At 68.6% G+C, this 22,449-nt stretch carries 20 protein-coding genes; 8 read left to right on the forward strand and 12 right to left on the reverse strand.

Translation table 11 applies throughout. The features are described from left to right. Window positions 1–12 precede the first annotated feature (12 nt). The 3 genes from BMX85_RS13940 to BMX85_RS13950 all read right to left on the reverse strand — a co-directional run bounded on the left by BMX85_RS13940 (window position 13) and on the right by BMX85_RS13950 (window position 4,153). Window positions 13–1,602 (reverse strand): TIGR03016 family PEP-CTERM system-associated outer membrane protein, encoded by a 1,590-nt coding sequence (locus BMX85_RS13940; protein WP_177196756.1) that lies wholly within the window; start codon window positions 1,600–1,602, stop codon window positions 13–15. Then, the gene (locus tag BMX85_RS13945) at window positions 1,589–2,539 is read right to left on the reverse strand and encodes an XrtA-associated tyrosine autokinase (protein WP_229210446.1); all 951 of its coding nucleotides are present in this window, start codon (window positions 2,537–2,539) and stop codon (window positions 1,589–1,591) included. The genes BMX85_RS13940 and BMX85_RS13945 overlap by 14 nt, the downstream gene beginning before the upstream one ends. Window positions 2,540–2,626: 87 nt before the next feature. Further along, on the reverse strand, window positions 2,627–4,153 hold the full coding sequence (locus tag BMX85_RS13950) for an XrtA system polysaccharide chain length determinant (RefSeq protein WP_090318892.1): 1,527 nt from the start codon (window positions 4,151–4,153) through the stop codon (window positions 2,627–2,629). Between the two features lie 212 nt (window positions 4,154–4,365). Here BMX85_RS13950 and BMX85_RS13955 point away from each other — a divergent pair, with 212 nt between their 5' ends. The 6 genes from BMX85_RS13955 to BMX85_RS13980 all read left to right on the forward strand — a co-directional run bounded on the left by BMX85_RS13955 (window position 4,366) and on the right by BMX85_RS13980 (window position 9,025). Beyond that, window positions 4,366–5,163 (forward strand): S1C family serine protease, encoded by a 798-nt coding sequence (locus tag BMX85_RS13955; protein ID WP_229210447.1) that lies wholly within the window; start codon window positions 4,366–4,368, stop codon window positions 5,161–5,163. A 147-nt stretch (window positions 5,164–5,310) separates the two neighbouring features. Then, window positions 5,311–5,916 (forward strand): XrtA/PEP-CTERM system exopolysaccharide export protein, encoded by a 606-nt coding sequence (locus tag BMX85_RS13960; RefSeq protein ID WP_177196780.1) that lies wholly within the window; start codon window positions 5,311–5,313, stop codon window positions 5,914–5,916. A gap of 172 nt (window positions 5,917–6,088) precedes the next feature. Then, window positions 6,089–6,685, forward strand: a complete 597-nt coding sequence (locus BMX85_RS13965; protein WP_143067977.1) for a hypothetical protein — start codon at window positions 6,089–6,091, stop codon at window positions 6,683–6,685. Window positions 6,686–6,687: 2 nt separating this feature from the next. Continuing rightward, window positions 6,688–7,014 carry an HPr-rel-A system PqqD family peptide chaperone gene (locus tag BMX85_RS13970; protein WP_177196757.1) on the forward strand — a complete coding sequence of 109 codons (327 nt, stop codon included), beginning with the start codon at window positions 6,688–6,690 and terminating at the stop codon, window positions 7,012–7,014. Further along, entirely contained in the window at window positions 7,008–7,922 is a 915-nt protein-coding gene (locus tag BMX85_RS13975; RefSeq protein ID WP_090318904.1) for an HprK-related kinase A, read from the forward strand. Before BMX85_RS13970 ends, BMX85_RS13975 begins: the two co-directional genes overlap by 7 nt. Then, entirely contained in the window at window positions 7,919–9,025 is a 1,107-nt protein-coding gene (locus tag BMX85_RS13980; RefSeq protein ID WP_177196758.1) for a nucleotidyltransferase domain-containing protein, read from the forward strand. The genes BMX85_RS13975 and BMX85_RS13980 overlap by 4 nt, the downstream gene beginning before the upstream one ends. A 19-nt stretch (window positions 9,026–9,044) precedes the next feature. Here the strand turns inward: BMX85_RS13980 and BMX85_RS13985 are convergent, their stop codons facing one another. The 9 genes from BMX85_RS13985 to BMX85_RS14025 all read right to left on the reverse strand — a co-directional run bounded on the left by BMX85_RS13985 (window position 9,045) and on the right by BMX85_RS14025 (window position 19,812). Continuing rightward, the gene (locus BMX85_RS13985) at window positions 9,045–9,929 is read right to left on the reverse strand and encodes a ThiF family adenylyltransferase (protein ID WP_090318907.1); all 885 of its coding nucleotides are present in this window, start codon (window positions 9,927–9,929) and stop codon (window positions 9,045–9,047) included. Between the two features lie 112 nt (window positions 9,930–10,041). After that, window positions 10,042–11,040: a glycosyltransferase family 2 protein gene (locus tag BMX85_RS13990; RefSeq protein WP_090318910.1), complete on the reverse strand. Its 999-nt coding sequence runs from the start codon at window positions 11,038–11,040 to the stop codon at window positions 10,042–10,044. After that, window positions 11,037–12,278, reverse strand: coding sequence for a carboxylate--amine ligase (locus tag BMX85_RS13995; RefSeq protein ID WP_177196759.1), 1,242 nt, complete (start codon window positions 12,276–12,278; stop codon window positions 11,037–11,039). The genes BMX85_RS13990 and BMX85_RS13995 overlap by 4 nt, the downstream gene beginning before the upstream one ends. Further along, a complete protein-coding gene (locus BMX85_RS14000; protein ID WP_090318916.1) occupies window positions 12,271–13,395 on the reverse strand; it encodes an acyltransferase family protein in 1,125 nt (374 codons plus the stop codon). The genes BMX85_RS13995 and BMX85_RS14000 overlap by 8 nt, the downstream gene beginning before the upstream one ends. Further along, entirely contained in the window at window positions 13,392–14,033 is a 642-nt protein-coding gene (locus BMX85_RS14005; protein WP_090318919.1) for an arsenate reductase/protein-tyrosine-phosphatase family protein, read from the reverse strand. Before BMX85_RS14005 ends, BMX85_RS14000 begins: the two co-directional genes overlap by 4 nt. Then, window positions 14,030–15,055, reverse strand: a complete 1,026-nt coding sequence (locus BMX85_RS14010; RefSeq protein WP_090318923.1) for a polysaccharide deacetylase family protein — start codon at window positions 15,053–15,055, stop codon at window positions 14,030–14,032. Before BMX85_RS14010 ends, BMX85_RS14005 begins: the two co-directional genes overlap by 4 nt. A gap of 4 nt (window positions 15,056–15,059) precedes the next feature. After that, window positions 15,060–16,886: an asparagine synthetase B family protein gene (locus BMX85_RS14015; protein WP_090318926.1), complete on the reverse strand. Its 1,827-nt coding sequence runs from the start codon at window positions 16,884–16,886 to the stop codon at window positions 15,060–15,062. Beyond that, the gene (locus tag BMX85_RS14020; RefSeq protein WP_090318928.1) at window positions 16,883–18,169 is read right to left on the reverse strand and encodes a pyridoxal-dependent decarboxylase, exosortase A system-associated; all 1,287 of its coding nucleotides are present in this window, start codon (window positions 18,167–18,169) and stop codon (window positions 16,883–16,885) included. The genes BMX85_RS14015 and BMX85_RS14020 overlap by 4 nt, the downstream gene beginning before the upstream one ends. Next, entirely contained in the window at window positions 18,166–19,812 is a 1,647-nt protein-coding gene (locus BMX85_RS14025) for an acyl-CoA ligase (AMP-forming), exosortase A system-associated (protein WP_090318931.1), read from the reverse strand. Before BMX85_RS14025 ends, BMX85_RS14020 begins: the two co-directional genes overlap by 4 nt. A 257-nt stretch (window positions 19,813–20,069) precedes the next feature. On the opposite strand from BMX85_RS14025, the gene BMX85_RS14030 reads away from it, so the two are divergent. Together BMX85_RS14030 and BMX85_RS14035 are read left to right on the forward strand one after the other, a co-directional pair. Further along, complete coding sequence (locus BMX85_RS14030) at window positions 20,070–21,320, forward strand: aminotransferase class I/II-fold pyridoxal phosphate-dependent enzyme (protein WP_090318934.1); 1,251 nt, start codon at window positions 20,070–20,072, stop codon at window positions 21,318–21,320. Beyond that, window positions 21,317–22,447: a GNAT family N-acetyltransferase gene (locus tag BMX85_RS14035; protein ID WP_090318936.1), complete on the forward strand. Its 1,131-nt coding sequence runs from the start codon at window positions 21,317–21,319 to the stop codon at window positions 22,445–22,447. Before BMX85_RS14030 ends, BMX85_RS14035 begins: the two co-directional genes overlap by 4 nt. The last annotated feature ends 2 nt before the right edge of the window (window positions 22,448–22,449 follow it).

Consider the following 22,449-nt stretch of genomic DNA (forward strand, 5'->3'; position numbering starts at 1 on the left):
GGGCCTGGCTCCTCAGAAGCGTTGGTTGAGATGAAACACGATGGCGTTCTCGCGGTAGCCACCACGGGCGCCGGCCACGCTGCCGGTCTGGCGGCGCAGTTCGAGGTCGCCGGTCAGCTGGCGGCCGAGCTGGCGGGTCAGCGCCAGACGCAAGGCGCGGTTGATGCTGCTGGCGTCGCGCACCAGCGAGTCGGCCTTGTTGAAGCCGGCCGACAGGTTCAGCGAGCTGCGCGGCGAGAGCCGGTAATTGAAGGTGGCGCTGCCGCCCTGCTGGTGGCTGTTGTCGTTGAGGCTGCCGAAGCTGCTGCCCAGCAGGGCGCTGTCCGACTGCAGCGACGACAGCGCGTTGCGCCGCTCGTCCGTCAGGCTCAGCACCAGCACGCTGTGCGCCAGCGTCCAGGCCAGCGACAGATTGAACTGCTTTTGCAGGATGTAGCGGTTGCTCAGGTAATTGACGCTGTCGGTCAAGCTGCGCGGCAGGCCGTTGGCGCGGATGAAGGCGTCGACCGCCTGGCGCCGCAGCACCGGGTCCGGAATCGCGCCGGCGTACATGCGTTCGAGCAGCGCCGCGGTCGACACCGCCGCCGGCAGCAGGAACTGGTCGCGCGAGGTGGTCACGTCGGTCGAATAGCGCACGCTCCAGGCGGTGGCGCGGGTGCGGTGCACGGCGTCGAGGTGGTAGCTGTCGCCGAAGTAGCGCTTGCCCACGCTGGCGCTGACGCTGGTGCGGCTCGACGGCGTCCAGCCGAAGCCGACCGACCACGATTTGCCGGTCGGCGCATCGCCCACCTGGGATTCATATTTGTACTGGTCGCGGCCGACGCTGGCGGTCAGGCGCAGCGGCGCGGCGACCAGGTAGGAGCCGTTGACGCCGGTGTTGCCGCTGATGGTGGTCGGGCCGACGCCGTCCTCGAGCCGCTGGCGGTAGTACTGCACGCCCCAGCCGATGCGCGGGCCGACGGCGCCGCCCAGCGACGCCTGCACGCGGTCGGCGGTGCTGTGGTTGAAGCCGGCGCTGTCGGCGCTGACCACGTCGTGCGTGTAGCGCAGGTCGCCCGTCATCAGGCGGCCGAAGCTGTGCGTCAGGTACGGGCTGATGCTGTAGCTTTTGACGTTGGTGCGGTTCTCGCTCAGGTAGCCGTCGTCGCCGTCCGCGGCCACCGGCGCGCCGAACGCCGATACCGCCTGCTGGCGGTAGGCGCCGGCGGCGTCCAGAAACAGCAGGCCGGCGACGGCTTCGGCGTGCAGCCTGCCGTTGAAGTTGTGCGACAGGCTCTGGTTGGCGGCCGGGTCGTCGCGCGAATAGGCGTACAGGCGCGCCTCGTAGGCGGCCAGCAGTTGCAGGCGCGGACTGTCGTCGCGCACCGTCAGGCCCGGCGTCAGTTCGCTGATCCACAGGCTGCGCGCCTGGTCGGGCGGCGCCAGGCTGACGTTGTCGGTGTAGGTTTGCTGGAACTGCGCCGACGGCTCGACCCGCAGCTCGGCCCGGCACGCGGGCGAAAACAGCAAGGCCACCGCCGCCGCCGTCACCGTCGGCACCGGCGCCATGCCGGCCAGTCCGGCAACCGCGCCCAGTCCGCGGCGGCGCTTAGGACTGGCCATTATTATGATAACTATAGTTGTATTGGTAGTCATACGCGGCCGTCCCGGGGAACTCGCGGGTCTTGTTGTACACCAGGTTGACGTTGTGCAGGCCCTCGAGCTGGCGCAGCGATTCCTGCACCGCGTGCTGGCTGGTCTTCTCGGCCTCGACCACCACGACGATCTGGCCCATGTGGGCGGCCAGCACGTGCGCCTCGGTGGTCAGCAGCAGCGGTGGCGAATCGAAGATGATGATGCGGTCGGGGTAGCGGCCGGCCATCTCCTGCAGCAGGTTGGCCATGGCCTGGCTGGCCAGCAGCTCGGTGGCGCGGGCGTTGGCGGCGCCGGCCGGCAGCAGCGTCAGGCCGTCGATATTGGTGTGCAGCAGCAGCTCGGACATGTCGGCGTGCTCGTCCAGCAGCAGCTCCATCAGGCCGCGCTGGCCGGGCAGGCCCAGGGTGCGCAGCACCGACGGCCGGGCGACGTCGGCGTCGACCAGCAGCACCGTGTGGTCCAGCTCCATGGCGATGCTCATCGCCAGGTTGATGGCGCAGAAGGTCTTGCCCTCGCCCGGCAGCGAGCTGGTGATCATGATCAGGTTGGCCGGCTTGTCGCTGCGATGCTTGGCGGAGAACGCGCGCGTGATCAGCGGGCGCTTGATGACCCGGACCTCCTCCATCAGCGGCGTGCGCGTGCCGGCGGTGATGAAGCCCATGGCCTGCATGCGCACCGCGTCCAGTTCGATGTTCTTGCCGTTGCCGCGGCTGCGCAGCACGGCGGCCGGCGACGCCGACGGCGGCAGCCCGCGGCTCGGCGAGTCCGACGGCGATGGCGCTGGCGCCACCACGTTGGGGGCGAGCGCGGCGGCGACGGCGTCGTCGGCGTGCTGCTGTGCGTGGCCCTGCCGCGCGGCCGCGTCCTGGTGCATGCGGCTGGTGGCTCGTTCGATTATGCTCACGGAGAACTCCTGGTTTCGCTGATGAAGCTGGCTGACTGGGCTGGTGTGGCCGTTTGGACGCCCGTCAGGCCGTTGGTTGTAATGTGACTAGCGCTGCATCCACAACACCGATGCCATGACGCCGCCATAGCCGCCGAAGAACAGCGACACCGCCAGCCCGAACGCGTACAGGCGGCGCCGCCGCTTCAGGCGCTGGGTGTCGGTCCAGTTCATCGAAATGCTTCCCAGGATGGGAATGCCGGTGGTCTCGCGCAGCGCGCGCTGGCTGATGAAGGTCGGCCGGATCTGGCTCAGCAACAGCGCCGAGCCCAGGCCCGCCAGCAACGCGCCGGCGAACACGATCGAGCACAGGCGGGCGCGGTTGGGCCCGACCGGCATCACCGGCGCGCTCGGCGGGTCGATGACGCGGATGGTCATCATGTCCGACGCCGAGCTCAGGTCGCCCGACAGCCGGGCCGACTCGCGCCGCTCGACCAGCTTGGCGTAGTTTTCCTTGTTGATCGCGTAGTCGCGGTTCAGCTGCGACAGCTCGGCCTCGACTTCGGGCGCGGCCGTGCTCATGGCGCGCAGCGCCGCCACCCGGCTGCTGTATTCGCGCACGCGGGTCTGCAGCGCGGCCAGGCGCGCCTCCTCGACCGACAGCGCGACGTTCATCTGCTGCACCATCGGGCTGAAATTGGCGCCGGCGCTGCGCACCTTCTTCGAGGCCTCTTCGCGCTTGCGCGCTTTCAGCTGGTCGATCAGGCGCTTGGTGCCGGCGATGTCGGGATGCTCGTCGGTGTATTGCATGCGCAACTGGTCGAGGTTTTTCTCGAGCGCCTGGATACGGCCGTCCAGTTCCGGATTGGCGTCCTCGCTGGGCGTCGCGCCCAGCACCGGGGCCGGTTCCTCGCCGACGATCTGGCGCTTGATGGCGTTGCGCGACTGTTCCACCTCTGCCGCTTCCAGGCGCGCCTGGTTGAGCAGCTCGGTGGTCTCGGCCAGCTTGCTGGCGTAGTCGCCGCCCTGGCGCGACATCAGCCCCATGTTGCGGATCTTGAAGTCCTTGAGCGCGTTCTCGCCGGCGGCGAGCTTTTCCTCGTAGCTCTTGATCTGCTCGGCGATGAAGGAAATGGCCTTGTCGGAATCCTGCTTCTTGCCGCCGACGCTGCCCTCGACGAAGATCGTCAGCAGCGATTGCACCACGTCCTTGCCCAGCTTGGGATCGGGATTGGTGTAGGCGATCGTATAGATGTCGTCGTTGCCGGTGCCGCTGATGCTGATCTGCGGGGTCAGCTCGTCGATCAGGCGTTCCTTGTCGTTGACGCTGCGCGTCTTGATGTCGAGGTCGACCATGCGGATGACGCGCTCGACGTTCGGCCGGCTGATCAGGGTGCGGCGCATGAACATCACCTGCTCCTCGATGTTGGGCATGGTGGTCATGCCGGCCATCAGGGGCTTGAGGATGCTTTGGGTGTCGACGTAGACGCGCGCCGTCGATTGGTACTCGTCCGGCATGCGGTACACCACCGCCCACCCGATCAGTCCGACGACCCACGCCACCGCCACCGCATACCAGCGATACTTGCCGAGCGCCTTCAGGAACGTCAGCAGCAATGCACTCAATTCCGCCATCTCTTGCCTCGCCAAGTGCGCGCCAAGTCCTATCTGGAAGGCCGGCGCGTCGATTATCAAAACAACATTTCTATGAATCATAGTACAACGGATCGGTTCGTTGTTATTATTTTTTACACACTTGACTACAACGTTGCAAGAAGTCGACAAGCGGCCCGCCGGCGAAGATTTGTTGCAAAAATTATCAGATGGTGTAGATTGCGGGCATGATCATGATCGCCACATTTTTACGCACCGCGCGCCGCGCGGCGATGCTGTCGGCATGGCTCGGCGGGGCCGCGCTGGCCGCCTGCCCGGCCGCGCGCGCGGCCGAACTGAAGGACACCGTGGCCGCCGTCAAGCGCTCGGTGGTGGCGATCGGCAGCTATCAGCCGACCCGTTCGCCGCCGATCGTCTACAGCGGCACCGGCTGGGTGGCCGGCGACGGCCTGAGCGTGATCACCAACGCCCACGTGGTGCCGGAGGCGCCCGACCTGGCGCGCCAGGAGAACTGGGGCGTGGTGCTGGCCGACGGCGAAAATGTCCGCTTCCGTCCGGCAACGTTGGCCGGACGCGACACCGAGCACGATTTATTGCACCTGCGCCTGACCGGCACGCCGCTGCCGGCGCTCAAGCTGGCCGATTCCGACACCGCCGCCGAGGGCCAGGACCTGGCCTTCACCGGCTACCCGCTGGGCATGGTGCTCGGTTTGCACCCGGCCACGCACCGCGCGGTGCTGGCGGCGATCACGCCGATGACGCGGCCGGCGGCCACCTCGCGCCTGCTCGACGCGCGCGCCGTCAAACAGCTCGGCCGCCCGCCTGTGACCGTGTTCCAGCTCGATGCCATCGCCTATCCCGGCAACAGCGGCAGCCCGCTGTACGACCCGGCGACCGGGGCGGTGTACGGGGTCTTGAACATGGTCTACGTCAAGGGCAGCAAGGAGAACGCGATCAGCACGCCGAGCGGGATCGGCTACGCCGTGCCGTCGAACCACGTGCGCGACCTGCTGCGCGCGGCGTCACAATAACGCCACAATAACTTTCTTGCCATGATCAAAAAGGCATGTCAAAATGAAAATATCGGCGTCGCTTGCGCCGTGCCAGTTTTCCCCACCGCAGCCCATTAAAGGACGACCGTGAACGCGCATTCCTCCCCCCATCCTTACCGGCGCGCGCTGCGCGGCGTCCTGGCGTTGACCTGCGGCCTGGCCTTCGCGGCGCTGTCCGGTTGCGCCACGCAGCGGCCGCTGACCGCCTCCGTCGAAACCTCGCCGGAGATCGATTACCTGATCGGTCCGGGCGACAGCATCAGCATCAGCGTCTGGCGCAATCCCGAGGTGTCGCAGACGGTGCCGGTGCGCCCCGACGGCAAGATCACGGCGCCGCTGGTGGAAGACCTGCCGGCCAGCGGCAAGACCCCGAGCCAGCTGGCGCGCGACATCGAAAAGGCGCTGGCGCGCTACATCCAGCAACCGGCCGTGAGCGTTGTCGTCAACGGTTTCGTCGGCACCTACGACCAGCAGATCCGGGTGATCGGCCAGGCCGCCAAGCCGCAATCGATGCCGTACCGGCGCGACATGTCGCTGATGGACGTGCTGATCGCCGTCGGCGGCGTCACCGAGTTCGCGGCCGGCAACCGCGCCAGCATCGTGCGCAAGATCGACGGCAAACAGGAAAAGCTGCCGGTGCGCTTGAGCGACTTGATCAAGGACGGCGATATCTCGGCCAACATGCGCATGTGGCCGGGCGACATCCTGATCATTCCCGAAAGTTTCTTTTGAGCTAGTGTCGGGATTCTTTACAGTTGCCGGCGCGGCACGCGCCTGGCCGCCGCCGGTAGCATGAAACCGGCGCTAAGTCCTTGATTTTAATCGAACCCAACGCGGGAGCCGGTGTCGGGAATGAAACTTGCATTAGATTTGCGTGGACAAGAAAAAACAGGGGATGGCAGACGTGGATAAGCAAACGCATCAAGATAGTCCGGGCGATGCGCCGGTGCCGGCGCAGGTCGTCGACGCCAACGCCCCGTCGCGGCCGTCCCGCCGCCGGCTGGCGGGCGCCAGCATCGCCAGCGGGGTCATCCTCACGCTGAAGAGTCCGTCCGCGATGGCGACCAGGGTGTGCCGGGCGCCGTCCGGGGCGATGTCCGGCGGGCTGAGCAGCCAGAAGCCGACCGTGGCGCCGACCTGCGCCGGCCGTACGCCGGAGTGGTGGGCAGCGCAAACGTGCCCGATGCCAAAAAACTGCACCGCGTTCAGCCACGTCTTCACGTGCGGCGCGCGCACCCTGCCCTACGCCAGCCAGCCGATCATGAAAGTCCTCAAGGGCCAGACCTACGACCGCGACCGGGTCGGCATGTACCTGATGGCGGCCTACTTCAACGCCTATACCGGCAAGACCTCGTTCCTGAAGGTGCCGGCCGTGATCGCCATCTGGAACGAATGGCAAGGGTCCGGCGCCAACCTCGGCGGCACCTACACGCCGATCGCCGGCGGCCGCAAGTGGGGCTCGCGCGAGATCGTCGCCTACCTCGCCAGCACGATGGAATGACCATGGCCATTTCCTGGCGCCTGACTGCGGGCCAGCAACTGCGGCGCCGGCAGTGGGACGGGGAATGCGTGCTGTACAACGACCTCTCCGGCGACACCCACCTGCTCGGCGCCGACGCGCTGGCGCTGCTGCTGGCGCTGCGCGCCGGACCGGCCTCCAGCGACGCCCTGGCGCGCGCGCTGCAGGCGGCCGGGCTGGAGCCGGAGCCGGAGCAAACCAACGGCGCGGACGATGGCCAGGGCGATGGCCAGGGCGATGGCGGCGCCGCCTGGGTAGACACGCTGCTCGAGGATCTGGAAGCCCTGGCGCTGGTCGAGGCGGTATGCTGACGGTGGCGCAACTGCCGGCCGGCCAACTGGCCGCGCGCCTCGCCGGCGCCGGCCTGTACCTGCAAACCGGTGCTTTCGTGACCCGCCTGCAGAGCACCATCCCGGGCGTGGTGCACGGCGTCGGCCTGATGTACGCCGACTACCCGCTCGGCCCCGACGACGGCTACGCCGATTTCCATCTGCGCATGGTGCGCCCGCTGAACTGGCGGCGGTGGCTGCGCCCGCAGGTGCAATTGCTGGCGGACGGGCTGGCGCCGTTCAAGCCGCTGCCGCTGGCGCAGGCCTATCCGATGTTCGAATGGGGCTTGAACTGGTGCATCTCCAGCCGCGCCCACAGCTATCTGATCCTGCACGCGGCGGTGGTGGAAAAGCACGGCCGCGCGGCCATCCTGCCGGCGCCGCCCGGCTCCGGCAAAAGCACCTTGTGCGCGGCCTTGGTCCACCATGGCTGGCGCCTGCTGTCCGACGAGCTGACCATGATACGGCTCGAGGACGGCCTGATCGTGCCGATGCCGCGTCCGATCAGCCTGAAGAACGGCTCGATCGACCTGGTGCGCGCCGCGCTGCCGGGCGCGCTGTTCTCGCCGCCGGTGCACGACACCAACAAGGGCACGGTGGCCCACCTGCGGGCGCCAGCCGCCAGCGTCGCACGCCTGGCCGAGCCGGCGCGGCCGGCCTGGATCGTCTTTCCCCGCTACGAGGCCGGCGCGGCCGCCGCGCTGCGGCCGGTCGCCAAGGCGCGCGGCCACCTGCGCACGGCCGAGAACGCATTCAATTACAGCGTGCTGGGCGCGCGCGGCTTCGACGCCATGGCCGCGCTGGTCGACCAGTCGGACTGCTACGACTTTTGCTACAGCAGCCTGGCCGACGGCATCGCCACTTTCGAGCGCCTGGTGGCGCCGCCATGACGCCGCTGTTGATCGAGGCGCTGCGCACGCCGGCGGCGCTGGCCGCCTTCACGCCCGCCCAGTGCGACCTGGTGCTGCGCCAGGCCGAGCGCGCGCAATTGCTGGCGAGCCTGCACGCGCGGGCGCGCGACGCCGGCGTGCTGGGGCGCCTGCCGGCGCCGGCGCGGCGGCAACTGGAATGGGCGCGCCAGGAGGGCGAACGCCACCTGCAGGCGGTGCGCTGGGAGGTGCGGCAAATCCGGCAGGCGCTGGCGGGCCTCGGCGTGCCGCTGATTTTGCTCAAGGGCGGCGCCTACGCGATGGCCGGGCTGGCCGCCGCCGAGGGGCGGATCTTTTCCGACATCGACATCCTGGTGCCGCGCGCGGCGCTGGCCGACGTCGAATCGGCGCTGATGCTGCACGGCTGGGCCGGTGCCGGCCACGACGACTACGACCAGCATTACTACCGGCGCTGGATGCACGAGTTGCCGCCGCTGCGACACGTGCGGCGCGGGACGGTGATCGACGTCCACCACGCGATACTGCCGAGTACGGCCGCCGCGCATCCGGACGCCATGCTGCTGCGCGCGGCGGCCGAGCCGTTGCCCGGCTACCCCGCCAGCGGCAGCCTGCCGCCGCTGTACACGCTGGGCGCGGTGGACATGATCCTGCACAGCGCGACACACCTGCTGTACGAAAGCGAGTTCGACCACGGCTTGCGCAACCTGGTCGACATCGACCGGCTGTTGCACGAGTTTTCGTCGCTGCCGGGATTCTGGTTGCGGCTGACGGACCGGGCCGCGATGCTGCAACTGCAACGGCCGCTGTTTTACGCGCTGCGCCATGCCGCGCGCCTGCTGCACACGCCGGTGCCGGCGGCCGTATTGGAAGCCAACGCGGCGGCGCGGCCGGGACCGGCGGTGCTGGCGCTGATGGATGCGTTGCTGGAGCGGGCATTGCTGCCGCAACACGCCAGCTGCGACGGCCCGCTGAGCAAGCTGGCGCGGCAGATACTCTACCTGCGCGGCAACTGGCTGCGCATGCCGCCGTGGCTGCTGGCGCGCCACCTGTTCCACAAAGCGCTGCTGACGCCGCTTCAGGCGGCGCGCACGCGCGACGTCTGAGCGCCGGCGCGCCGTCCGATCAACCGGCCTCGGCCGCCGCCAGCGCCTTGCGGTAATACCGCGTGCCGAGCGCGATCGCCAGCCGCTGCAGCGGATGGCTGCTGCCGCCCGGCCGGTAGGTGTGGACCATCTTGTTGCGGAAAGCGTCGAAATGCATGCCGTGCGGCGCGGCCAGCACTTCGCCCCGTCCCAGCATCACCTTCAGCGCGACCGTGGCCGAGATCCCCGCGCACAGGTTGCAGGCCATGATGGTCGACGGCCCGCGCCGCTCCTTGAGGTTCATGGCGGACGGCACCACCAGGTACGGGCGGTGCAAGCCGGCCGGCGCCAGCCCGACGATGAAGCGGATCGCCTTGTCCAGCTCGGGCAGGTCGCCCCACTGGAAGTACTCCTCGAACGTGGTTTTGCCGGGCAGGAAAGTCAGGCTGGCCGCGCCCATGCCCAGCGGCGCGCAGGTCGTCGACGGAATGCCCAGCTCGGCGCATTTGGCGAAGGTTTGCTGGCGCGCGTCGAAGGCGAAGAAGTCCAGGCCGTCGACATAGAAATCGACGTCGCGCAGGAAATCGGGCAGGTTGGCGCCGGTCACACCCTCGGGGAACACGCGCACGTCTGCCTCGGGGTTGATGTCGAGGATCATGCGGCGGATGACCTCGGACTTGGGCTGGCCGAGCGTGCTCATCGTCGCGCCCAGCTGGCGGTTGAAGTTGACGATGTCGTAGGTGTCGAAATCGGCGATGACGAACTTGCCGAAGCCGAGCCGGGCGAAGGTGTTGGCGTAGAACGAGCCGACCGCGCCGGCGCCGCCGATGGCCACCCGCTTGCCCCGCAGAACGGCCTGCTCGGCCTCGGTGACCCAGCCGATATTGCGCGAGAACGCCTTCTCGTAATTGAATGCCTGATCCATGACAGCTACCTTTCAAGTGATCCCGGATCGGCGGAATCGCGGCATTCCCCAATGCCGACGTCCCACTCCGGGATATTCGGTGAGTCTTAACGACGAGGTGTTACCAAGCGTACTACTTACCGCGCTCGCGGCGCAACGCGATCCCGACCGCCAGCGGCAAAGCGTAGAGGAAGGTCTGCGGATCGACCTTGCAATGGCGCCCGAGCAGCGCCGGCGACACCTCCTGCCGGTGCAGCACGCGGTGCAGCAGGTCGGCGACGAAACTGCGGCGCAGGCGGCGCACACTGGCTAGATTGGCCTGCCGCTGCGGCGCCGACAAGTCGAACAGGCGCGACAGCGCGCGCTGGAACTTCATTTCGTGGTGTAGCCGCAACAACGACGTCTTGCTGCCCCAGCCCGAACCGGAAAAAATGTTCACGCCGGCGCCGTAGACGCACTCGCAGCGCGCCGAAAAGGCGATGCGGCTGGTGCGCTGGCTCAGCTCGAGCCAGAACAGGTAGTCCTCGCCGGCGTAGACGAATTCCTCGCGAAAGCGCAACGTCGACAGCGGCGCGTGGCGGTACACGACGGTCGAGGTGCCGATGATGTTGCCGCTCAGGATCTGGTCGAACATGTCGCCCTGGTAGGCGTACAGCGCGTCGGCGCCGGCCAGCGCCGGGTGGCGCGCCGGGTCGATGCGGCCGGCGCGGCGGAAGGCGCTGACCGTCTGGTTCAACTGGTAGTGGTCGGAAAAATAGAAATCGTGGCCCTGCCCCAGCGCCGTCAGCGCGCGCTGCAGGTGCTCCGGTATCCATTCGTCGTCGGAATCGAGGAAGGCGACGAAGTCGGTGCCGGCCGGCAGCGCCCGCAAGCCGGTGTTGCGGGCGGCGGCCGGGCCGGCGTTGGGACGCTCGATGACGACGATGCGCTCCCGCTGGTCAGCCGGCAATCCGTCCAGCTCGCTGCGCGCGGACACCGGCGAGGCGTCGTCGACGATGATGATGGTCAGCCGGTGTTCGCCGCGCTGGGCCAGCGCCGACGCCACCGCCTTGCGCAGGATGCCCGCCTGGCGCTGGTAGTACGGAATGATCACCGCCACCGTGGGCACGGCGTGTGTGGTCCCGTGGTTCATGTCTTTCTCCGTTGCGGCATGCGTAGCGCCGGCAGCAAGCGCCGCGCCGTCAGCCACAGGTCGCTGAGCAGGGGCATCGGGTCGCGCCAGCTGTGGACGAAATAACGGGTGCCGGGCCACACGAAGTCGAGCAGGTAGCCGGCCACCTCGGCCAGCGGGCCGGCCGGCGGCACGTAGCCGTCGCTGGGCTTGCGGGTCAGCACCCGCCACAGCCGCTTGGTCTCGGGCACCATGAAGCGGGCGCGCAGGCCGGCGACGTACGGCGCCTGCGGCAGCGGCCGGTCGAGCCCCAGCAACTGGTAGGCATACCACGGGAACGACGCGCCGGCCTGGCAGGCCAGCGGCAGGCTGCCCCAGAAGCGGCCGTTGATCTCCATCAGCGCGGCGCGTCCGGTGGCCGGATCGTAGCGGTATTCGACCATCGCCACGCCCTCCCAGTCGAGCGCGCGCAACAGCGCCACCGATTGCTCCATCAGCGCGGCGTGCTGGTCCGGCGGCAGCGACACGCACAGCGTGGAGATGCCGCCCTCGGGCGGCCACTCGTGCACGCGGCGGTGCTGGAACAGGCAGTGGGCCTGGCCGTCGCGCATCAGCACGAACTGGCCGAGGCCATACCCGGCGCAAAATTCCTGCACCATCGGATACAGGCCGACCGCCTCGTAGCGGCGCAGGCCGGCCATCAGTTCGTCGGCGTCGGCGCAGTAGCGCAGCTTGTCGAGCGACAACCCGGCGCGCCGTAGCGGCTGCATCGCGCCGTTCGGGTCGGCCCACTTCAGGATGACCGGATAGCGCAGCCCCGGCGCCGCCGCGGCGGCCTGCTCCAGCGAGGCCGGATGCAGCGTGCGCGGCACGTGGATGCCCACCGCGGCGGCGGCCGCGTACGTCTGGTCCTTGTGCAGCACGCGTTGCATGCGCGCGGTGTCGGCGAACATCAGGCGGTAGCCGTCCAGCTGCGCGCGCTCCAGGTTGAGCGCGCTGATGTCGGTTTCGGAAATCGCGAACAGGCAGGCGGGGCCGATTTCCGCCGACAGCTGGCGCAGTTGCCGCACCAGGCCGGCGACGCCGCCACCGGGACGGATCAGGCCCCGCGCCAGGTAGCGCGAGCGCAGGCCCAGGCCCGACGCGCTGTGGGCGATGCCGATCACCGGCACGCCGCGCCGCCCCAGGTCGCGGATGATGGCCAGCCCGATCGGGGTGTCGATGCCGAGCACCACCGCCGGTATCAAGGTCTCAGCCATGCGGCACTCCCGCCGCCGGCGCATGCCGTCCCGGTCGCTCGAAGATCAGCGCCAACCGCTTGCGGACCGCGTGCCGCCAGTGATGGCGTTGCTGTTCGGTCAGGCTGCCCAGCACGCCGATGGTGGCGAAGGTGGCCAGCATGGTCGCGGCATAGAACCATGGCCGGCCGGGATCGCCGTCGATCAGCGCGGCATAGAACTGCATCAGCGGCTGGTGCAGGATGTAGGCGCTGAAGGTGTAGGCGGCCAGCGGGCGGATCGCCGGCTCGATCAGCTCCAGCGGCCGCGCGGCGACATCGGCCAGCGCGCGCATGCCGGCGAAGTTGGCCAGCACGATCAGCGCCAGCAGATAGTCGGTGATGAAGAACTTGGAAAACGCCATTTGGTGATGCAAGTCGGCGCCCACCACACGCAACAGCAGGTTCGAGCCGGCCTCGGTCATGCCGTAGTGATGGAACAGCCAGTACGCCGGCCACGAGGCGGCGAACAGCAGCGCGCCCGGCAGCGGCTTGAGCGTGCGCAGCCACCGCCAGCGGAACAGCACGACGCCGGCCACCCACACCGGCGCCAGCAGAAGGATTTTGGGGCCGAGCAGCAGCATGACGGCGCCGGCCAGCAGCACCCGCGCGCGGCCGGCGGTGAAGGTGACGATGGCGAACAGCACGTAATACCAGAACTCGTAGCACAGCGACCAGTAAGGCACGTTGGAGAACGACATGATCGACACCAGCCACACCTCGTTGAGGAAGGTCAGGCTGGTGAGGATGCGCAGCCAGGCCAGCCCGTAGGTCGTGGTGCCGCCGGTGTAGAACTGCGGCGCCATCGCCTCGCCGGCCAAGTCCAGCAGCGGCGTCAGCAGCACGACCGGCAGCGCCAGCGAGTAAAAGCGCGACAGCCGGCTGGACCAGTACGACAGCGGCGTGTTCTCGCGCTCGGCGGTGATGTAGGCGATGACGTAGCCCGACAGCACGAAAAACACGATCACCGCCGCGTGGCCGTGGTGACTGAACGGCAGCTTCTGCGTGGTCAGCAGGCGAAAATTGGAATGGTAGATGATCACCGCCAGCGCGGCCAGCACCCGCACCAGGTCCAGATAGATGGAAAAACCACGCTTCATGCGACCCTCCCGCCGCGGCCGGAGGCGGCCGCCACGTCGGCCGCTTCGCGCCGCGTCAATTGCGGCAACGCGCGCTGGAGGCCGCGCACCGCTTGCCGCACCCTGGCGAAGCACTGGTCGAAATAGGCGTCGCTTAACGTGAACGGGTCGTGCAGGTGCGGCATCGGTCCGGTGCACCACAGGCCCAGCAACACCACCTCGACATCGGTGCGCGGCCCCAGCCGGCGCCGCAGCTCGCGCGCCTGGCGCACTTCCATCACCAGGAACAGGTCGCCCGGTTGGACCTCGAAGTCGGTCAGGTCGGTGGCGCGGTGGGCGCTCATGTCGTAGCCGTGGCGGCGCGCGGCGCGCAGCGCGCTGTCGGGCGATGCGGCGCCGGTATGGGTCGACAGGCCGGCCGAGGCCACCGTCATGTCCAGCCGCGCCGCCACCTGTTCGGCGAAGGCGCTGCGGCAGATGTTGCCCAGGCAGATGAAGACGGCGCGGCGCACCTTGTGCGGGTGGCGCAGCCGGAAGCCCGACAGGCGGCCGCTGGCCAGCTCGATGCGGGCCAGCCAGGCGCGCACCAGGCCGCGCCAGGTGCCATGCCGGCGGTCGATGGACGCGGCCAGCGGCGCCAATGGACGGCGCCAGTTCATGCCGCACCCGCGTTCTGGCGCGCCAAGGCCCAATGGCCGTAGCGGTCGTACAACACCTGGGTCGCCATGCGGCATACGCTTTGCCACGGCGCGCCGCTGAGCAAGTGGTTTTCCGCTTGCCGCGGCGCCAGCGGCATGCCGGCGGCGGCGGCCAGGCCGCTGGCCTGGTAGCGGTCGCCGTTGGCCGCCAGGTAGGCGCACAGGCGTTCCAGCCGCTGCTGGTTGACGCCGTGGCGGCGCAGGGTGCGGTAATCGGCGCCCCGGCTCTGCACGTATTCGAAGGGATGGGTCAGGATCACCACCAGTTCCATGCCGGCCCGGCGCGCCCGTTCCAGCAAGGTGCGCGTTTCGGCGAAGCTGGTGCCCGAGATCGACAGCGTTTTCAGATGCGGACGGCGCAGGCGCCAATCGCTGAAGGTCAGCACCGGGCATTCCAGCACGCCGTGCCGCAGGTGGCGGCCGCCATACAGGCGGTAGCGCGGATCGCCGCTGTCGTAGATCGCCAGCCCGATGTTGGAACTGTAGGGAATGCCGGCGGCGGCGATCGCGCTGTACAGGCCGGCGTCGTGCTGCAGGCTGGCGCTGCGAAACACCTGCGGCGGCGCCAAGCCCCATTCGCGGAAAGTCGCCTGCCCCTGGCGCAGCAGCTCCAGGGTCGAGGCTTCGTCGCGGCCGGCGAAATCGTCCTGGCGCGGCTCGCGCCGCACCCGTTCGGCCCAGTCGTCGTGCTGGAACACCGCCCAGCAGGGATGGGCGTGCAGCTGCAGTTCATGGCCGGCGTCGGCCATGCGCTGCGCCAGCGGCCGCATCGGATCGTCGCGGAAGTAGTGGCGGTGCAAGGTCTCGATGAAAAATGTCGCGGTGATGTCGTTGCGGGCGAAGCAATCGAGCATGAAGTCGAGTCCCTGCGAGCGGCCGTCGACGTCGCAGCGGACCATCTGCGCGCCCACCGGGCGCAGCGCGGGGTCGGCGAAGGCGCCGGCGATGCTGAATTCGGTATCGATGGTCAGGCAGACGCGCATGACGTCAGTTCCGCGGGTCTTGATGTTGCTGGTACCACTGCTCCAGCATCAGCAGCACCCACACCATCGTGCCATGGTAGCCGGCGTGCTCGCGCACGTGATGGCCGAGCAATTTGTCGATGAACTCGCCGCGCACCACGCCGCGCCGGCGCAACGATTGCAGGCTGTCGCCGGCCAATTCGTTCAACCGCGGGTATTGCTGCATCCAGACGCCGAACGGCAGGCCGAAGCCGTGCTTTTCCTTGTGGATGATTTCCGGCGGCAGGAAGTCGCCCAGCGCCTGCTTGAAGAAGTAGCGCAACTGGCTGCCGTTGAGCTTTTGGCGCGGCGTCAAGCGCGACGAGAACGCCACCATCGACTCGCTCAGGAACGGGAACGCGGCCTCGACGCCGGCCAGCGCGCAGGCGCCGCGCACCTTCGGCAAGTCGTTGTCGGCCAGGGTGATTTTCAGGTCCAGCGCCAGCATGCGGTTGATCAGGCTGCCGGCCTCGCTCTGGCCGTAGGACGCCGCCAGTTCGTCCAGCGGACGGCCGGTGTTGGCGCCGGCCAGCAGCCCCGGCTCGAACACTTCGGCCGCGCCATAGCGGTTGAGCAGGTTGTAGGTTTCCAGGCGCGCCGGCATCGGCACCGACGCCTGCGCCACGTAGCTGCGCGCCTTGCGCAGCAGCGCGACCCGGTCGGCGCCGGGGAAATGGTTGAGCGCCGGTTCCAGCAGCCCTTCGCGCAGCAGCGCCGGCACCTTCTGGTACAGCGCGAACACTTGCTGGCGGGCGTAGCGCTCGTTGCCGCCGAATAGTTCGTCGCCGCCGTCGCCGCCGATCATGCGCGTGACGCCGTCGGCGGCCGCCATGCGGGCGCAGTAATACGCCGGCACGGCCGAGGCGTTGCCGAACGGCTGGTCGAAGGCCTTGGCCATGCGCGGGATGATGTCGACGACGTCGTCGGCCGTCACATAGTATTCGTGGTGGTCGGTGCCGAAGTGGCGCGAGGCCAGCCGGGCGTACGACATCTCGTCGTAGCCGTCGGCCGAGAAGCCGATCGAATAGGTTTGCGCCGGCGCGCCGCCGGTCTCGCACAGGATGCCGGCCAGGGTCGAGCTGTCGGTGCCGCCGCTGAGGAAGGCGCCGACCTTGCCACCACCCACGCTCTCGCGCACGCTGTCGCGCAGGACTTGGCGGAATTCCTCTTTCAATTGCGGGAACGGCGTGTCGGCCCGCTCGTCGAAGCGCATGCGCCAGTAGGTGTGCGACTCGACGCGTCCCTGGCGGTAGTGCAGGCAGCTGCCCGGAAGCAAGCGCCGCTGGTGCCGGTAGATGCCGCCCGGGGCCGGAATCATGTGGAAGAAAACATAGTTGTACAAACCCTGCGGATCGATCTCGGCCGGTGTCAGCGGGTGGCGCCGCAGCGCCTGCGCGGAGCTGGCGAACACCAGGGTCTCGCCCTGCAGTTGATACAGCAGCGGGAAACTGCCCATGTGATCGGTGGCCAGCAGGGCCTCGCCGGCGCGCTCGTCGATGACGGCCAGCGCGAAGGCGCCGGTCAGCGCTTCGCACAAGGCCAGCGCGCCCTGCCCGCGCCACAATTCGGTCCAAGCCGGGCCGGGTATGGTGTCGGCGCCGCCGCGCAGCCGGGCCTCGCCCCACAGCATGAAGCGCACGCCGTCGGCCTCGTAGCATTGCACGCCGGCGCCGGCGATGGCGCTGGCCGCGCCCGCCATGATGTGCGGCGCTTGCCCGTCGACACCCGCCAGCGGCGCGGCCATCGCCTGGGCCAGTTCACGGTTGGCGCCAACGTCGCGGCCCTGCCCTATCCACCCACAAATTCCACTCATGAAGCCGCTCCATCGCGATCGTGTTGCCCCACCAGTACTTCCAGCGCGGCCGGGTGGCTGAGGAAGCCGCCGGGACTCGCGCTCAATCCATAGGCGCCCGATTGCAGCACCGCCACCAGGTCGCCCGGACCGGCGGCGGCCAGTTCCATGCGGTCGGCCAACAGGTCCAGCGGCGTGCACAGCGGGCCGACCACCGACACCGTCTCGCGCGCGCCACCCTGCACGCGGTTGCCGATCACCACCGGATAATTCTTGCGGATCACCTGGCCGAAGTTGCCCGAGGCCGACAAATGATGGTGCAGGCCGCCATCGGTGACCAGGAACACTTGGCCGCGCGAGAGCTTGCGCTCGATCACGCGGCTGACATAGACGCCGGCCTCGCCGACCAGATAGCGGCCCAGCTCGATGACGATCCGCGCTTCCGGCAACGCGCGCCGCGCGTCCGGCAGCAAGCGCGCCAGGTTGGCGCCGACCGCCGCCACGTCGAGCCGCTGCTCGCCGGGAAAATACGGGATGCCGAAGCCGCCGCCAATATTAAGCAGCCGCATCGGACGCGGCGCGAACTCGGCCAGCCGCATCGCCAGCGCCAAGGTTTGCTGGTGGGCTTCCTGCAAGGCCGCCGCCTTCAGATTCTGCGAGCCGCTGAAGATATGCAGGCCGTGCCAGTCCACCGGCATCGACGCCAGCCGTTGCAGCAGCGCCGGCACCAGCTCGGCGTCGATGCCGAACTGGCGCGAGCCGCCGCCCATGCGCATGCCCGACGACTTCAGTTCGAAATCGGGATTGACGCGCAGCGCCACCTGCGGGCGGATGGCGAGTTGCACGCCGATGGCGGCGATGCGATCGAGCTCGGCTTCCGATTCGACGTTGATGATCACGCCGGCGGCCACCGCGCACGACAGCTCGCGGTCGCCCTTGCCGGGACCGGCGAAGCTGATGTCGGCGCGCGCCACGCCGGTGTCGAGCGCCACGCGCAGCTCGTTGCCGGAGGCGACGTCGATGCCGTCGACCAGGCCGGCCAGGTGCTGCACCACGGCCGGCATCGGATTGGCTTTCATTGCATAGTGCAGATGCACGCCGGGCGGCAGCGCCGCGCGCAGCTCGGCCACGCGGCGCGTGATGGCGTGGCGGTCGTAGGCGTAGAACGGCGTCTGGCCCAGTTGCGCGGCCAGCCGGGTCAGCGGGACGCCGCCGACTTGCAGGCAATCGTCACGCACGGGGAATTGTTCCAGCGGCGCGTGCATCGGCGCCTGGCGCGGCGCTTGGCTCAAGACAGCGCTCATGCCGCCGCTGCCGTGAAGCTGGCCAGATATTGCGTGCTGAGCAGCTTGCGGTCGATCTTGCCGTTGGCGTTGCGCGGCAGGCTGCTGTCGGCCAGGATGATCTTATGCGGCAGCATGTAATTGGGCAGGTGCGGCTTGAGCGCGGCCAGCAGGCGCGCCTCGTCGAGCACGCGTCCGTCGCGCACCGACACCACCACCACGATCGCCTGGCCCAGCACCGGATGCGGCACGCCCAACGCCGCGGCCTCGGCCACTTCGCCCTGCGCGTACAGCACCGCCTCGACCTCGCCCGGGCTGACCCGGTAGCCGGAGGTCTTGATCATCTCGTCGGCGCGGCTGATGAAATACAGGAAGCCGTCCTCGTCGCGGCGCACGGTGTCGCCCGACCACACCGCCATCTCCGGCAGCATCAGGCCCGTCAGCGGCGAGCGGTAGGGTTTGAAGCGCTCGGCGGTGCGCGCGGCGTCGTTCCAGTAGCCGAGCGAGACCAGCGGTCCCCGGTGCACCAGTTCGCCCGGTTCGCCCGGCGCGCATTCGCTGCCGTCGGGCCGCAGCACCAGCACCTCGGCGTTCGGAATGGCCTTGCCCATCGAGTCGGGGCGCCGGTCCAGCTCCGACGGCGGCAGGAAGGTCGAGCGGAACGCCTCGGTCAGCCCGTACATCAAATAGGGCTTGGCCGCCGGCAGCCTGGCGCGCAACTGGTCGAGCGTGGCGCGCGGCATGGCGCCGCCGGAATTGGTGAGATAGCGCAAGGTGCACACCGTCGGCCAGTCCAGCGCGGCCAGCTGTATCCACAGCGGCGGCACGCCGGCCAGGCCGGTGATGCGCTCGGCGATCACCGCCGTGAGCACGTCGCGCGGCAGCAGGTGGTTGATCAGCACGGCGCAGGCGCCGCTGAGGAAGGCGGTGGTGAGCTGGCTCAAGCCGTAGTCGAAGCTGAGCGGCAGCACGGCCAGGATGCGGTCCTCGGCGGTATTGCCCAGATAGCTGGCGACGCTGGCCGCGCCGGCCACCAGGTTGCGGTGCGACAGCACCACGCCCTTGGGCTGGCCCGTGCTGCCGGAGGTGTACAGGATGGCGGCGACGTCCGAATCGGTGATGCGGCGCGCGCGCGCGCCGGCGCCGCCGGCATTGGCCTCGGCGGCGTCGGCTTGGGCTAGCGCGGCTTCCCAATCGAGCACCTTGATCTGGCCGATGTCGGCGACGCCGGCGCCGCTGGCCGCCGCGGCGCGCGCCGCGCCCAGCGCCAGCACCGTGTGCAGGCTGTCGCAGCCGCCCAGGCTGGGCGCCAGCTGGCGCAGCCGGTCAGCGCTGGTGACGAGCACGCGGACGTCGCAGTCGCGCAGGATGTAGGCGACCTGCTCGGGCTTCAACAAGGGATTGACCGGGACGAACACCATGCCGGCGGCGGCCGCGCCGAACAGCGCGGCGACGTGCTCGATGTTCTTTTCCATATAGACGGCGACACGCTCGCCGCGCCGCGCGCCGCGCGCCCGCAGCGCCGCGCAGGTGCGCTGGGTCAGGCTGGCAAGTTGCGCGTAGGTCAGGCGGCGGGCGCCGTCGACCAGCGCTTCGGCGGCCGGTGTGCGCTCGGCCGAGGAGAAAATAAAATCGTGCACCAGATAGCTCGTCGCACAGCCCATATCACCCTCTTTGCAGGTTTTTAGCGGATTTTTGCCGATTGGCCGGCCCCGGCCGACAGGTCGAATGATGATATCAGAATGGCACGCAAATTAGCGTTTTAATATTCAATTACAACGAAAACAACACAATCTGACATCATTCATTATTAATAGTGCATCGCTTAATCAGGAGCGCTATACTCGAAAAATGTCTAAATGGTAACGGAGAGGCGAACGCAGAGTCGCCTCCAATCTTACCGGCCGGGGAGTAGTTGAGCATGTTGAATGTCAATCAGGATGTCGGTTTCCAGCCGGCCGTTGGCGGCGCGCAAGCCGCGTCCGCACCACCGCCGGCCTCGCCGATTCCGCTCGCGCCCGTGCTGTCGGCCGCGTCGTTTTTGCATCGGGGGCATCCCGCCGTGCGCTCCATCGTCGACGCCGGACCGGCGCGGCTGGTCACCAGCGGCCGGGTCGCCATCGCGCTGGCGCTGCGCGAAATGGCGGTCGGCGCCGGCGACGAGGTGCTGGTGCCCGCCTACCATTGCGCGTCGATGATCGAGCCGGTGATCTGGTCGGGCGCGCTGCCGGTGTTCTATCGCATCCTGCCCAACACCGAGATCGACCTCGAGGACCTTGCGCGTCGGGTCACGCCACGCACCAAGGTGCTGATGGCCACCAATTACTTCGGCTTTCCCCAACCGCTGGACAAGCTGCGGGCGTTTTGCGACGGCCACGGCATCATGCTGCTGGAAGACTGCGCGCATTCGTTCCTGGGCGAATACCAGGGAAAGCCGCTCGGCTCGTTCGGCGATTACGCCATCGCCAGCAGCATGAAGTTTCTACCTATCTATGAAGGCGGCTGCCTGGTGTCGGCGCGCCATGCGCTCGACGGCGTGCGGCTGCGCTCGGCCGGCGCCGGTTTCGAAGCCAAGGTGGCCATCAACGCGCTGGAGGAAGGCTGCCAATACCGCCGCCTGGGCCTGCTGCGCCACCTGCTGGCGCTGCCAATGGCGCTCAAGAACGCGCTGTGGGAACGCATGAAGGCGCGCAATCCGGCGCGCGCGCAACCGCTGTCGCCGGGCTCGTCCGAAGGCGGCTTCAGCTTCGATCCGGCCTGGCTGGACAAGCGCTCGTCGGTGTATTCGCGCCTGATGCTGCGGCTGGTGTCGCGGCGCCGCATGGGCGCGCTGCGCCGGCGCCACTATTTAAGATTGCACGCGGCACTGGCCGACCTGCAGGGTTGCCGGCCGTTGTTCCCGGCCCTGCCGGACAACGTCTATCCGTGGGTGTTTCCGTTGTGGGTGGAGCAGCCCCGGCAGGTGTTCGCGGCGCTCAAGCGCGGCGCGGTGCCGGTGTTGCGCTTCGGCGAATTCCTGTGGCCGGACGCGGGCGCGGCCGTGTGCGACGCCAGCGTCGAGTTGTCGCGCCACGTGATGCAGTTTCCCTGTCACCAGGAGTTGCGCGACGATGAGCTGGAATGGATGATCGCGCAGATCCGCGCCGCGCTGACGTCGGGAGCGCAGGCATGAGCTGGTCGCTGGTGCCGGCCGCCCGTTTCGCCGACCATGCCGCCACCTGGGCCGGCCTGAACACCGCCGGCCCGGCCGCGCCGCTGCTGTCGCCCGAGTTCGTGCAACCGCTGCTGAAGGAGTTCGGCAGCGGCAACGAATGGCTGGCCATGTGGCGCCAGGACAACGAGGTGGTCGTCATGACCATCGTGTGCCCGCGCCGCGCCGGGGTCTGGGAAACCTTTCAACCGTCGCAGGCGCCCGTCACCTTGTGGCTGGAGCGGCCGGGCGCGCTGGCGCCCCAGGATTTGCCGCGCCTGCTCGACGCGCTGATCCGCACGCTGCCCGGCGGCGCGCTGCTGCTCGGCATGACCCAATGCGATCCCGCCGTCACCCGCCAGCCGGAAGACAGCGACCGCATCACCGTGCTGCCGTACCTGGACACCGCCCGCGTGGCGCTGCAAGGCGAGTTCGCCGATTACTGGAACGGGCGCGGCAAGAACCTGCGCGCCAACATGAAGAAGCAGCGCGCCAAGCTGCTCAAGGAAGGCGTCGCCACGCGCATGGAAGTGACGCGCGAGGCCGACGGCATGGCGGCGGCGGTCGCCGACTTCGGCCGGCTCGAAAGCGCCGGCTGGAAATCCAAGGAAGGCACCTCGGTGCACCTCGACAACGCGCAAGGCCGTTTCTACCGGGCCATGCTCGAAAGCATGGCCCGGCGCGGCAACGCCGCCGTCTACCGCTACTGGTTCGACGACCGGCTGGTCGCGGTTAACCTGTGCGTCGAGGGCGGCGACAGCGTAATCATTCTGAAAACCACCTACGACGAGTCGCTCGGCAGCCAGTACAGCCCGGCTTTTCTGCTGCTGGAAGAACTTTGTCAGCATTTGTTTGCGCTACGTCGTTTCAAGGGACTGGAATTCTATGGCAAGGTGATGGAGTGGCACCGCCGCTGGAGCGACGAAGTGCGCACTTTGTATCACGTCAACAGTTACCGCTGGTCCGGACTGCGCCGCCTGCATCACGCGTGGCAAAAGCGTGCCGAGCACCGCAACCTGGCGGCCGCCGCCCCCGCCGCAACAGCGGCAACAGCAGCAACAGCAGCAACAGCAGCAACAGCAGCGACAGCAGATCAACCAATGGAGTAGCG

The sequence above is a fragment of the Duganella sp. CF517 genome (assembly GCF_900110275.1).
In the GTDB taxonomy this organism is placed as follows: Bacteria; Pseudomonadota; Gammaproteobacteria; order Burkholderiales; family Burkholderiaceae_D; genus Rugamonas.